This is a genomic window from Rhizobacter fulvus, from assembly GCF_964020785.1.
In genome coordinates, this window is sequence record NZ_OZ224516.1 from 5488985 (window position 1) to 5501893 (window position 12909).

11 protein-coding genes are annotated in these 12909 nt (G+C 70.6%); 8 read left to right on the plus strand and 3 right to left on the minus strand.

All coding sequences use genetic code 11. From position 1 onward, the window contains the following. Nucleotides 1-3: 3 nt before the first annotated feature. Nucleotides 4-3834, minus strand: coding sequence for a DUF748 domain-containing protein (locus ACWH49_RS25980; RefSeq protein WP_448174067.1), 3831 nt, complete (start codon nt 3832-3834; stop codon nt 4-6). 61 nt (nt 3835-3895) lie between these two features. Next, nucleotides 3896-4408 (minus strand): cupin domain-containing protein, encoded by a 513-nt coding sequence (locus ACWH49_RS25985; RefSeq protein ID WP_448174068.1) that lies wholly within the window; start codon nt 4406-4408, stop codon nt 3896-3898. Between the two features lie 100 nt (nt 4409-4508). On the opposite strand from ACWH49_RS25985, the gene ACWH49_RS25990 reads away from it, so the two are divergent. Then, a complete protein-coding gene (locus ACWH49_RS25990) occupies nt 4509-5312 on the plus strand; it encodes a YdcF family protein (RefSeq protein WP_448174069.1) in 804 nt (267 codons plus the stop codon). Nucleotides 5313-5319: 7 nt separating this feature from the next. Here ACWH49_RS25990 and ACWH49_RS25995 read toward each other — a convergent pair whose 3' ends face one another. Then, nucleotides 5320-6171, minus strand: coding sequence for an IclR family transcriptional regulator (locus ACWH49_RS25995; RefSeq protein ID WP_448174070.1), 852 nt, complete (start codon nt 6169-6171; stop codon nt 5320-5322). 126 nt (nt 6172-6297) lie between these two features. Here ACWH49_RS25995 and ACWH49_RS26000 point away from each other — a divergent pair, with 126 nt between their 5' ends. The 7 genes from ACWH49_RS26000 to ACWH49_RS26030 are packed head-to-tail and all read left to right on the plus strand — an operon-like array spanning nt 6298 to nt 12888. Continuing rightward, nucleotides 6298-7371 (plus strand): ABC transporter ATP-binding protein, encoded by a 1074-nt coding sequence (locus tag ACWH49_RS26000; protein WP_448174071.1) that lies wholly within the window; start codon nt 6298-6300, stop codon nt 7369-7371. Beyond that, nucleotides 7368-8216 (plus strand): ABC transporter permease, encoded by an 849-nt coding sequence (locus ACWH49_RS26005; RefSeq protein WP_448174072.1) that lies wholly within the window; start codon nt 7368-7370, stop codon nt 8214-8216. The genes ACWH49_RS26000 and ACWH49_RS26005 overlap by 4 nt, the downstream gene beginning before the upstream one ends. Before the next feature lie 3 nt (nt 8217-8219). Next, complete coding sequence (locus ACWH49_RS26010) at nt 8220-9014, plus strand: ABC transporter permease (RefSeq protein WP_448174073.1); 795 nt, start codon at nt 8220-8222, stop codon at nt 9012-9014. Next, entirely contained in the window at nt 9011-9298 is a 288-nt protein-coding gene (locus ACWH49_RS26015; protein ID WP_448174074.1) for a (2Fe-2S)-binding protein, read from the plus strand. Before ACWH49_RS26010 ends, ACWH49_RS26015 begins: the two co-directional genes overlap by 4 nt. After that, nucleotides 9295-10695 (plus strand): FAD-dependent oxidoreductase, encoded by a 1401-nt coding sequence (locus ACWH49_RS26020; RefSeq protein WP_448174075.1) that lies wholly within the window; start codon nt 9295-9297, stop codon nt 10693-10695. Before ACWH49_RS26015 ends, ACWH49_RS26020 begins: the two co-directional genes overlap by 4 nt. Continuing rightward, complete coding sequence (locus ACWH49_RS26025; RefSeq protein WP_448174076.1) at nt 10688-11836, plus strand: NAD(P)/FAD-dependent oxidoreductase; 1149 nt, start codon at nt 10688-10690, stop codon at nt 11834-11836. The genes ACWH49_RS26020 and ACWH49_RS26025 overlap by 8 nt, the downstream gene beginning before the upstream one ends. Continuing rightward, nucleotides 11833-12888 (plus strand): ABC transporter substrate-binding protein, encoded by a 1056-nt coding sequence (locus ACWH49_RS26030; protein ID WP_448174077.1) that lies wholly within the window; start codon nt 11833-11835, stop codon nt 12886-12888. Before ACWH49_RS26025 ends, ACWH49_RS26030 begins: the two co-directional genes overlap by 4 nt. Nucleotides 12889-12909 lie beyond the last annotated feature (21 nt).

The window sequence follows — 12909 nt, forward strand, 5'->3', positions numbered from 1 at the left end:
GGGTCAGTTGACGGCGAGCGAGAGCTGCACCCGCGGCGTCCAGCTCGCATCGTCGTCGCCCGACACGCGCAGCTTCGGCGCAGCCAGGAACAGGCGCTCGCTCGGCAGCCCCTTCGCGATCAGCGCATCGCGCACCGCGATGCCGCGCTGCAACGCGAGCTCGCGCATCGCCTCGGCGGTGACCGGCGCGCGCCCCTTCAGCAACGCTTCCATCTCGGGGCCCGGGATGTCCTTCGCAAAGCCGATCAGGTTGCGCGGCTTGTTCGGCAGGTCGGTGTCCTTGTAGACCTCCTTCAGCAGCCGGGCGCGCTCGTCCGCGCCGAGCACGACCGGCGCGCTCGGCGCCGCGCTGGCGGCGCCGCTCGCCGGCGCCGGCGCAGCGACTGCGCCGTTGCGCAAGCCTTCGCGGCGCTGCTGGGTGATCAGGCGCGCCTCGAGCGCGGCGGCCTGGAACGCCTCGCGCTCCGAGTTCGGGTCGGCCGCGCCGGTCACCGTCATCTTCAGGCTGGGCCGCTCGGTCAACGCCTTCGCGACCTTGTCGATCGCGCCGGCGCCGCTGCCGGTGATCTGCGCAGTGCCGGGCTTGAATTCCACCAGACTCAGGTCATCGCCTCCGCTGCCCCCGCCGAGCAGCGCGAACGGCGACGTGATCGCCTTCGTCAGCAGGTTCACGATCACCTTCCAGATGATCGCGCCGACGCGGAACTGCGGATCGTTGACGCTGCCGCTGACCGGCAGGTTGATGTCGATCACGCCGTTGCGGTCCTTCAGCAGCGCGACCGCCAGCAGCACCGGCAGCTTGGTCGCGTCCTTCGACTCGATCTTGTCGCCGAAGGTCAGCTGGTTCAGCACGACTTGGTTGCGTGCGTCGAGTTTGCCGTCGGCGTCGATCTTGTAGGCGACGTCCATCGTCAGCTTGCCGCGCTCGATCGCGTAGCCGACATACTTGCCGGCGTAGGGCGACAGCGGCGCGAGTTCGAGATCGGTCGCCTTGGCCTGGATGTCGAGCGCGAGCGGCTTGACCGTCGGGTTCACCTGGCCGCTGATCTCGAGCAGCGCGGTGCCGGCGGCGCGGCCGCGCAACGCGACCGTCGCCATCTCGCGGCTGCCCGAGCTGAATGCACCGAGCGTGCCATTCAACTCGGTCAGCGCCGCGCTGTAGTTCGGGCGCACGAAGCGGTCGGTGAAGTCGACGCGGCCGTTGGTCAGCGTCGTGCCGCCGATGCGGAGGTCAACCGGCAGTTCGCTTTCGGGTCGAGCTGCGGGGGGTGCACTCGCCGGCGTGGAGGCCACGACAGCCGACGCGGGCGGTGACGCGGGCGCCACGCCGCCCAGCGGCACGGGCTCGGGCGCCGAACCGGCAGCGACGTCCTGCAGGTTGAAGCGACCCTGTTCCGTGATCACCAGCCGCGAGTAGAAGTCGCTCAGCGCGGCCTCGCCGATCTCGATCCGCGGCCGCGCTTTCGGCTTCATCGCGACCTTCACACCCTTCAGCGCGAACGACTGCCAGCTCAGCAGCTCCTCGCCGTCCTGCACGCTGGCCGGCGCGCCCTTCTCGGGCAGCGTCGAGACGTGCACGTCGCCGAGCAGCACGTCGCCGGCGGCGCTCACGTCCAGGCCGTCCGCAAGTCGACGAACGTCGAACTTGCCGACGTAGCCAACCTCGGCGCGCTGCAGCGTCAGCTGCGCCAGATCGGCGAAGTACGGCTTGAACAACTGCACCGGCACGCGCTCGACCTTCAGGTTGCCGTTGGCCAGCAGCGGCTGCAGGCCGACGCGGCCCTTGTAGTCGAACGTGCCGTTCGCGCGCTGACGGTCGCGCGTGACACCGCCAACGCGGCCGCTCAGCTGCACGTTGGCGGCGGGCACCGCGCGGTCGCCGTGCCACTCGACGTTCTGCATTGCTGCGCGCAGGTTGGCGACCTCGGCGCGAACCGGCGCGCTGACGCCGCGCCGCACGACTTCGTCGGCAAAGCGCACCTGCCCGCCATCCATCAGGAAGTCCTTGACCTGCACGCGCCACGGCGCGGTCGACGTCCCCGGTCGCGCGGTCGGGTCGACGGGTCGCGCACCGGCCGGCTCGTTCACGACCCAGCGCTCCACGTTGAGGCGCCCCTCCCGGTCGCGGGTGACGGAGACGGCCGGCTGCACCAGCTTGACGCTGCCGAGCGTCACGGTGCGCGCAAGCAGATCGACCTGGACGCCCGCGAGCGCGAGCTGCTTCAGCGCGACGGCATCGGGCGCGTTGCGTGCCGGCCGCGCCTCGCGCAGCTTGAGGTCGTCGAGCGCGAGCTGGTCGACCGAGAGCAGCAACCGCGGCGCATCGGCCGCGCCGGACCAGTCGAGCCGCGCCTGGGCCGCGAGCTGGCCGGCCACGCTGGGCACCAGCGCCTGCGCCAGGTACGGCGCGAACAGGCCGAGCGAGAGCCGCGAGATCGACACGTCGAGCTTGGCGTCATGGTCGGTCACCGGGCCCGCCGCCGTGAACTCGGCGAACGCGGTTGCGGCGCTTGCCGCGGCCGCCATCGCGCGCGGCGCGGCGCCCGACGGCGCGCTGCGCAGCGCGCCCTTGACCGACACGTTCACCGCCTTGTCCATCGGCCAGCGCAGCTGCTTCGCGGCGACGGACAGGCCGTCGAGCTGCAGACCGGCGGCGGGCTGCACGGCGGCGTCAGACCAGAGCACGCGCGCATCGGCTACATCGAGCGATTCGAGGCTGGCCTGCCATGCCGCCGGCGCCTCGGCGCGCCGCGCAGCCGCCGAAGCGGCCGAAGCGGTCGATGCCGCGGCGACGGACGCCGGTGCGGACGCCGCCGCGCCCGCCGGCGTCGCGAGCCGCAGCAGGTTGATCCGCCCGGCAGCGTCGCGGCTCGCGTGGACCTGCAGGCCGTCGATCTTCAGGCTGTCGAGGCCCACCTTGCGCGCCAGCGGCTGCACGTCGTTCAAGCGCAGGCTCAGCTGCCGCCACGCGGCGAGCGGCGCGCCGCCCGCATCGGTGAGCGCGAGTTCGCGGGCGCCGACCATCCCCTTCAACGCGACGCTCGGCGCACCCCCCGGGGGGACGGAGAAGCTGAGCGCGATGTCCGCCGAGACGCGCCCCTGCGTGACGCGCACCGGCAGCGACGCCGGCAGATAGGGCAGGTACGGCGCGAGATCCAGATCGGTCATCGCGAGCTTGAGGTCGCCCGCCTTGGTCTGCGCGAACGGCGTGGCCTGGGCGCCGCTGTCGAACGGGGTGCCGTTGAGCCGGAACGCGAGTCGCGGCTCGACCTTGACCTGCACTTGCGCCGGCAGATTGGAAATGAACGGCAGCGTCAACTGCAGCGCATCGACGTTGTGCACGCGCTGCACCGGCTGGTCGTCGAAGCGCAGCTGCGCATCGCGCACCTGCAGGTTGTAGAGCGCGAAGCGCGCGGGTTCTGCGCCGGGTTTCGCATCCGGCTTCGGCGTGAAGCGCGTGAGCAGGTCGTCGATGTCGTAGCGCCCTTCGGCCGTCCGAGCCACGCGCACACGCAGGCCGTCGACATCGAGCGCCTCGATCACCGGCGCCAGCCGGAACAGCGACGAGGTCGAGACATCGGCGCGCAGCCGCCCGACTTTCAGCAGCGGCTCAGACGCCGGCGCGGGTCCGCCGACGGCCAGGTCCGACAGCGCGAGCTCCAGCGTCCACGGGTGGAAGCTGACGGCGCCGAGCGTCACCGGCCGACCGAGCGCCTCGCTGGCGCGCAGCGGCAACTGCCACTTCAGCAACGGCGGCACGGCCAGCCACACGGCGATCCACAGCAGCAGCACCGCTCCCACGACCCACGCCAAGCGCCTCAGCCAGACCACCACCATCCACCTCCTGCATCACCGGCCGCTTGCCGAGGGCGCCATCGTGTCACAACGCGACGCCTCAGGGCTCGCCATCCCAGTAGTCCAGCTCGTCGGCCGCGCGGTGAACGTGATCGAATGAATGGGCGACGCCCTCGCGCGTGCCGCGCGCCATCGCCAGGTATTTGCCCGAATCCGGGTACTCGACCACCTCGGGGCTCTCGCGCGTGCTGATCGACAGGTAGGTCAGCGGCGCGCCGGAGGTGTTGACGATCTGGTGCGGGTAGTCCGGCCCGGGCGGGATGAACACCACGTCGCCGACGACGAGCGGGAGCATCTCGCCGGCGACCCGCAGGCTGCCTTCGCCCTCGAGCACGACGAACGCCTCCTCCTGCGCATAGTGGAAGTGGTACGGGCAGCCGCGCATGCCGGGCGCGAGCGTGTCGACGTTGATGCCGAGCTTGCCTGCCGCAGTGCCGGTGCCCAGACGCGCGCACAACGTGTCGTAGAGCGGCGCGCGCAACTCGCGGTGCTTCTCGATCGTGTGGTGGTTGCGGATCAGTCGCTCGCGCAGTTGGGCGGACTTCTCGTTCATGGGCATCCTCGTGGTCGACCAGCGCCGGATGATGCGCCGATGCTGCAATACCCTGCTGCACAATCCCGGGCCGCCGCACGCTCCTGCCGACCTCCACACCGTGAACAGCCTCTTCGCCCTGCTCGACATCACTGCCTGGAAGCCGGTCGTCACGGCGCTGCTGCTGCCGCCGGTGCCGTTCCTGCTGATGATGCTGGTCGGCGCGCGGCTGATCCTGCCGCGGCGCGGGCTGGGCTGGTCGGTGGTGCTGCTGGGCGCGGTGCTGATCTGGCTCAGCGGCTGCGTCGGCGCGGCGCAATGGCTGTCACAAACGCTGCTGCAGCCCCCGGCCGCGCTGAGCGCCGCCCGCGTGCAGGCGCTGGGCGCGCCGTCGAACCCGTCGACCGCGATCGTGGTGCTCGGCGGCGGGCTCGAGCCGCTCGCGCCCGAATACGGCACCGGCAACCTCGCCTACGCGTCGCTCGAACGGCTGCGCTACGGCGTTTGGCTCGGGCGCCAGACCGGGCTGCCGGTCGCGTTCAGCGGCGGTGTCGGCTGGGCGCAGCCCGACGCGATGCCCGAAGCCCGCATCGCCGCAACGATTGCCGTCGGCGAGTTCGGCCGCCCGCTCAAGTGGGTCGAGGACCAGTCGCGCGACACCCGCGAAAACGCCGGCCGCACCGTCGCGCTGCTGCGGCCGGCCGGCATCCGCCACATCGTTCTGGTGACCCACGGCTGGCACATGCCGCGCGCGCTGCGCGCGTTCCGCGACGCGGCCGGGCCGGACATCCGCATCGAGCCGGCGCCGATGGGGCTGGCGCGCGGCACCGAACTGCCTGTGCTGAACTGGATGCCGTCGTCGAAGGGGCTGACCGACGTGCGCCATGTCGTGCGCGAGTGGCTGGGCCGCGTCGCCGGGGCCTAGCGGGCCTTCAGGGGGCGCGCGTCGGGCCGTCCAGCCGCAGGCTGTCCGACGGCCGACGCAAGGCCGCGTCGAACGGGTTGATCTGCGCCGACAGCGCCTTGGCCTCGCGTTGCAACAGCTCGATCACGACCGGCAACCGCTCCGCGTTCAAGCGGTTCGTCAGCGTGCCGACGCTGAGCGCCGCGACGACCCGCCCGTTGCGGTCGAACACCGGCACCGCGGCGCCGGCCATGCCTTCGAGCAGACCGGAGTTGGTGTTCGAATAGCCCTGCGCACGCACCTTCGCGCCCTCGGTGCGCAGGAACACCTCGTCGAACGCTCCCATCGGGCGGATGCGCGGCACGTTGTAGCGCATCACCTCGTCCTGTTCGGCCGGCGGCAGGTGGGCCAGGATCGTCAGCGCGCCCTGCCCGACGCCGAGCGGCACGCGCCCGCCGATGTCGCCGGTGAACGAGCGGATCGGGAACGGCCCTTCCCAGCGGTCGAGGCAGACGGCATCGAAGCCGCTGCGCACCAGCAGGAACACGCTGTCGCCCAGCGACGCACCGAGCCGCAGCAACGCGGGGCGGCACAGCGCGCGCAGACCGCCGCTGTCGCCGGCGCGGGCCGCGAGCGCGAAAAAATCGATCGCGAGCCGGTAGCGCTTGCCGGGCACCGCCTGCTCGACCAGGCCCTCGTCGATCAGCTGTTGCAGCAGCCGGTGGGTGGTGGCCTGGGTCTGCCCGAGCTGCGCGCACAGCTCGCTGACCCGCATGCCCGACTCGGCATTCGCGGCCAGCGCACGCAGGATCTCGACGGCCCGGTGGAGGCTGGAGATCGCCTTGTCGTCTGCGGTGGAATTTCGATCATCGGATTGCATGACCCGCATCCTAGCCAATTTTTCCGCTCAACGGAACCGGCATGAATCTTGTTCTATCTATCGGGTTTTCATCGATGACGCACCTAAAGGGCGCGTACGACACTGAACCGCCCCGGGAGCCTGCCCATGTCGTTTCTGATCCTCGAAGGCGTCTCGAAGTACTACGGTGACTTCGGCGCGCTGATCGACATGAACCTGACCGTCGAGCGCGGCGAGTTCATCTCGCTGCTCGGCCCGTCGGGATGCGGCAAGACGACCACGCTGCAGGCGATCGCCGGGCTGATCCCGGTCACACGGGGCCGCATGCGACTCGACGGGCGCGACATCACGAACCTGCCGGCGAACCAGCGCGGTCTCGGCATCGTGTTCCAGAGCTATGCGCTGTTCCCGCACATGACGGTTGCCGAGAACGTCAGCTTCGGCCTCGAGATGCGGCAGGTCGCGAAGCACGAACGCGACCTGCGCATAACGGCGATGCTCAAGCTCGTGCACCTCGACGCGCACGCCGGCCGCTACCCGCGCGAGCTGTCCGGCGGCCAGCGCCAGCGCGTCGCGATCGCGCGCGCGCTGGTGATCGCGCCGCCGGTCCTGCTGCTCGACGAGCCGCTGTCCAACCTTGATGCCAAGCTGCGCGAGGAGATGCAGTTCGAGCTTCGCCGCATCCAGCGCAAGGTCGGCACGACCACGATCATGGTCACGCACGACCAGGCCGAGGCGCTGTCGATCAGCGACCGCGTGGTCGTGATGGAGGCCGGCCGCGCGACCCAGATCGACGCGCCCTATCGCCTCTACGAACACCCGCGGACCGAGTTCATCTCGAGCTTCGTCGGCAAGACCAACCTGCTGCCGGGCACGGTCGCGCGCGGTGCGAGCCGCACCGAGGTGGTGCTGGCGCAGGGCCAGCGGGTGGAGGTCGACGGCGGCGAATTCGCGAGCGGCGCGGCGGTCACCGTCTGCCTGCGGCCGGAGAAGCTGTTCTTCACCGCCGAGGCCGACGGCACCGTCGAGGCGCGGATCGAGGAGCGCTTCTTCCTCGGCAGCCAGTGGCTGTACCGCGTCAGCACCGCGCTCGGCGAGCTCGAGGTCAGCTGCGCGAACGACGGCAGCGCGCCGCTGCCCGAGCACGCGGTCGTGCATCTCGCCTGGGCGCGCGATGTGGCCAGACTGGTCGCGCCGAATGCCGCGAAGGCCGCGACATGAAGTCCCGCTGGACGCCCTACCTGCTGAGCCTGCCGTCGCTGGCGCTGTTCAGCCTGATGGTGCTGCTGCCGCTGGTGCTGACGGCGCTGCTGTCGTTCCAGGTCTACGACGCCGAACGCGGCGCCCAGGGCGGCTTCACGCTCGCCGCGTACGCGCACGTGCTCGGCGATTCGTACTACTACGAAATCTTCTTCCGCACCGGCTGGATCGCCGCGCTGACGACGCTGATCTGCGTGCTCGTCGGCGCGCCCGAGGCCTACATCCTGAGCCGCATGGCCAGCCCGTGGCGCTCGATCTTCCTGCTCGTGATCCTCGCGCCGCTGCTGGTTTCGGTGGTCGTGCGCGCGTTCGGCTGGAGCCTGCTGCTCGGGCCGAACGGCATCGTCAACCAGGTGTTCGAGTGGCTCGGCATCGGCCGGGTGCGGATGCTCTACACGCCGACCGCGGTGGTCGTCGCGCTGGTCCACGTGATGCTGCCGTTCATGGTGATCCCGGTGTGGACCTCGCTGCAGAAGCTCGACCCGATGGTCGAGAACGCCGCGCTGTCGCTGAACGCCTCGCAGTTCACCGTGATGCGGCGCATCGTGCTGCCGCAGATCACGCCAGGCGTGCTCTCGGGCAGCCTGATCGTGTTCGGCCTGAGCGCGAGCGCGCTGGCCATCCCCGGGCTGCTCGGCGGACGCCGCCTGAAGATGGTCGCGACCGTGATCTACGACGAGTACCTGCACGAGCTGAACTGGCCGCTCGGCGCCGCCGTGGCGCTCGCGCTGCTGCTGATCAACCTCGGGGTCATGCTCAGCTACAACGCCGTGCTCGAAGGCGCGTACAAGAAGCGGATGGGCTGAGCGATGCACAGGACCGGCCCGATCGCCCTTGCCTTCCACACGGCAGTGACCGTGTTCATGCTCGCGCCGCTGGTGATCGTCTGCCTGGTCGCGTTCACGCCCGAGAACACGCTGTCGATCCCGTGGGGCACTTACTCGCTGCGCTGGTTCCGCGCAGTGTTCGAACACTCGGACCTGATGCAGTCGTTCTGGAACAGTCTCGGCGTCGCGACGGCGGCCGCGACCGTCGCGGTGCTGTTCGCGGTGCCGGCCGGCATCGCGATCGCGCGCCACGACTTCCCCGGCCGTCAGGCGCTGAACGGGTTGCTGCTGTCGCCGCTGATCGTGCCGCACCTGGTGCTGGGCGTCGCGATGCTGCGGCTGTTCGCACTGTTCGGCGCGAGGGGCTCTTCGCTGTGGCTGACGCTCGCCCACGTCGTGATCGTCACGCCGTATGCGTTGCGCCTGGTCGTCGCGGCGCTCGCCGGGCTGGACCGCAGCGCCGAGCAGGCGGCGCTGTCGCTCGGCGCAAGCCACCTCACCGTGTTCCGCCGCATCACGCTGCCGCTGATGCTGCCCGGCATCACCGGCGGCTGGATGCTCGCGTTCATCAACAGCTTCGACGAGGTCACGATGTCGATCTTCATCACCTCGCCGCAGACCGTGACGCTGCCGGTGCGCATGTACATGATCGCGACCGAATCGATCGACCCGATGATGGCCGCGGTGTCGGCGCTGATGGTCGGCGTGACGGCGCTGGTGATGATCGTGCTCGACCGGCTGTACGGGCTCGACCGCATCCTGGTGGGGCAGCATTGAGCCCCTTGCTGCACCGCTTGCCGCTGGCGCCCCGGGTCGAGGTCGAGTTCGTGCTCGACGGGAAGCCGTGCGTCGCACAGCGCGGCGACACGGTGTTGACGGCGATCCTCACCCAGGCCGAGCAATTGCGCGTGAGTGAAGCCGGCGGCGCGCCGCGTGCCGGCTTCTGCCTGATGGGCGCATGCCAGGACTGCTGGGTGATGACCGAGGACGGTCAGCGCCTGCGGGCCTGCACCACGTTGATCGACGGCGGCATGCGGCTGGTGTCGGGAGTGCGGCGGTGACGAAGCAGTTCGTGATCGTCGGCGCCGGCCCGGCGGGCATGCGAGCGGCGGAGCAACTCGTCGCCGCGGGCCAGCGGCCGATCGTGATCGACGAGGCGCCGCGTTTCGGCGGGCAGATCTATCGCCAGCCGCCAGCCGAATTCAAGCGTGCGCGTGCCGACTTGTATGGCTTCGAGGCGCACAGGGCGAGCGCAGTGCTGGATCGGTTCGAGGCCCTGCTGCAGCAGATCGACTACCGCCCGAACACCCTCGTCTGGCAGGTCGAACCCGGCGTTCTTCAGACATTGAACGCGGGCCGCAGCACCGCCGTGCCGTTCGATGCGCTGATCCTGGCCACCGGCGCGACCGACCGGGTGCTGCCGTTTCCCGGCTGGACGCTGCCCGGCGTCGTATCGCTCGGCGCAGCACAGGTCGCGCTGAAATACCAAGCGTGCCTGATCGGCCCGCGCGTCGTGTTCGCCGGCACCGGGCCGTTGCTGTACCTGGTCGCATGGCAGTACGCGAGCCATGGCGGGCAGGTCGCTGCGGTGCTCGACACCGCGCCGTTCGCCGCCAAGCTGCGCGCGCTGCCGAAGATGCTGGCGCGCTCGTCCGTGGCCGCAAAGGGCGCGTATTTCCTGGCCCGGCTGCGGCTCGCCGGTGTGCCGGTGCACGGGGGCGTGACGCTGCTTCGCGCGGAAGGCGAGCGGCGCGTCAGCGGGCTGCGCTGGCGACACGGGCGCACCGAGCAGGTCACGCCCTGCGATGCGATCGGTGTCGGCCACGGCCTGCGTTCGGAAACGCAGCTGGCCGACCTGGCCGGCTGCACGTTCGCGTTCGATCCCCTCGACCAGGCGTGGCTGCCGACGTGCGATCCCGCCGGCCGCAGCAGCGTGCGCGGCGTCTACCTGGCCGGCGATGGCGCCGCGGTGCTCGGCGCGGACGCGGCCGAGTTGTCGGGCGCGCGTGCAGCACTGGCTGCGTTGCAGGACACCGTGCAACCGACGTCGATGGATGAAGCCGCGCGGCTGGAGCGCGAAAGCCTCGTGCACGTGGCGTTCCGCCACGGCATGGAGACCGCGTTCGCGCTGCCGCCGCGCTGGGCCGCGGAAGCGCCCGACGACTTGATCGTCTGCCGTTGCGAGGAGATCACCGCCGGCGAGCTGCGCGCCTGCGTGCGCGACACCGGCACGCGCGAGCTGAACCGCCTGAAGGCGCTGACCCGCATCGGCATGGGCCGTTGCCAGGGCCGCATGTGCGCGCCGGCCGCGGCGCGGCTGCTGGCGGAGGCGGCGGGATGCGCGCTGCCCGACGTGGGTCGGTTGCGCGGCCAGGCGCCCGTCAAGCCGCTGCCGATCCACCTGCTGCGCGACGCGGTCACCGCCGACGTGGTGCCGCCGGAGGAACGCGATGACTGAGCGCCTGAGTGCCGACGTCGCGATCATCGGCGGCGGCATCGTCGGCAGCTCGGCAGCGCTGTTCCTGCGTCGCCTGGGGCTGTCAGTCGTGCTGCTCGAACGCGGTCTGTGCGGCGCGGCGGCCAGCGGTGTCAACTACGGCGGCGTGCGGGTGCAGGGGCGACCGGTCTCGCAGCTGCCGCTGGCGCTGCGCGCGCGGCGCATCTGGGAGACCCTGCGGCAGCACATCGGCATCGACGGCGAGTACGTGCGGTCCGGCCACCTGAAACTCGCCCGCTCGCCGGCCGACCTGGGGGCGCTGGAGGCGTACGCGGCCACGGTGCGCGAGCACGGCCTGGTGCTCGCGCTGAGCAGCGGCGAATCGTTCCGTCGCGCCCACCCGTGGGTCGGCGAGCAGGCCGTCGGCGGCTCGTTCTGCGCCGAAGACGGCCATGCGAACCCGCGGCTCGTGTCGCCCGCCTTCGCGCGCGCCGCGCAAGCGGCCGGCGCACGCGTGATCGAAGGCTGCGCGGTCACCGAGGTCGCGCACACCGGCAGCGGTTTCGTGGTCGGCGACGGCCGCGGCGTCGAGGTTCGATCGACCACGCTGCTCAACTGCGCCGGCGCGTGGTCGCTGGCGGTGGCCGAGCGCTTCGGCGACAGCGCGCCACTGACGGCCATCCACCCGGGCATGTGCGTGACCGAGCCGGTGCCGCGTTTCATCGACGTCAACGTCGGCGTCGAGGGCGGCGGCATCTACGGCCGCCAGACGGCGCGCGGCAATTGCGTGATGGGCGGCAGCCGCGGCGCAGCCAGCGGCGGCCTGCACGCGGTGCCGACCTCAAAGGCGATCGGCGAACTCTGCCAGCGCATGGGCGACCTGTTCCCCGCGCTCGCGCATGCCCACGTGATCCGCTTCTGGAGCGGCGTCGAGGGCTCGCTGCCGGATCACCAGCCGATCATTTCGCCGAGCCCGCGGGTGCCGAACCTGGTCCACGCGTTCGGCTTCTGCGGCGCGGGCTTCCAGACCGGGCCGGCCGTCGGCGAGGTGCTCGCCGAGCTCGTCCACCGAGGCCAGTCTCCGATCGACCTGAACCCGTTCTCCCTCACCCGTTTTGCTTCCCCCGCTTTCCCCACGACACCGCAAGGAGCGCTGACATGACCCTCACCCTCAAACCCCTCGCCGCCGCGCTGCTGGTCGCCGCCGCCGGCGTATCGACGCACACGCTCGCGCAGGACGCCAAGACGCTCTACATCGGCATGAACGGTGGCGACATGGAGCGCTCCTACACCAAGTACGTGTTCCCGGCCTTCGAGAAGATCCACGGCGTCAAGGTCGTGGTCGTGCCCGGCACCTCGAGCGACATCCTCGCCAAGGTGCAGGCCAGCAAGGAGAAGCCGCCGGTCAACGTGATGTTCCTCGACGACGGCGTGATGGTCCGCGCCGTCAAGATGGGCCTGTGCAGCAAGCTCGACGACTCGCCGGTGCTGAAGGACCTGTACCCCGCCGCGCGCATGGCCGGCGGCATGTCGGCCGGCGTCAACGTCGGCATGACCGGCATCGCTTACAACAAGAAGATGTTCGACGAGAAGAAGTGGGCCGCGCCCACCTCGTGGATGGACCTGGCCGATCCGAAGTTCAAGGGCAAGGTCGTGTTCCAGTCGATGCCGGCCAGCACCTTCGGGCTGCACGGCTTCCTGATGTTCAACCGCATCCAGGGCGGCAAGGACAACAATGTCGAGCCCGGATTCACGAAGTGGGCGTCGACCATCGGCCCGAACGTGCTCGAGTACATCCCGAGCTCGGCCAAGCTGTCGGAGATGGTGCAGACCGGCGAGGCCGCGATCTTCCCGCTGACGCCGACCGCCGTCGCCACGCAGAAGGCACGCGGCGTGCCGATGGAGTATGCGCAGCCCAAGGAAGGCTCGGTGCTGCTGATGGTGGCCGAGTGCGTGGTCGCGAACAACAGCAACCCGGCGATGGCGCAGAAACTCGCCGAATTCCTGCTGACGCCCCAGGCCCAGGCCGCGGCGCTCGAGTTCGGCAACCAGATCCCGTCGAACCAGAAGACGACGACCGCCAACGCCAATGCCAACGCGACGGTCGAGCGTTTCAAGGGTTACATGAAGACCGTGATCACGCTCGACTGGGACGCGATCAACGCGTCGCGGCCGGAGTGGAATGCGCGGTGGAACAAGACGGTCGAGCGCTGATCGGGTGAAAAGGGGCGCGTC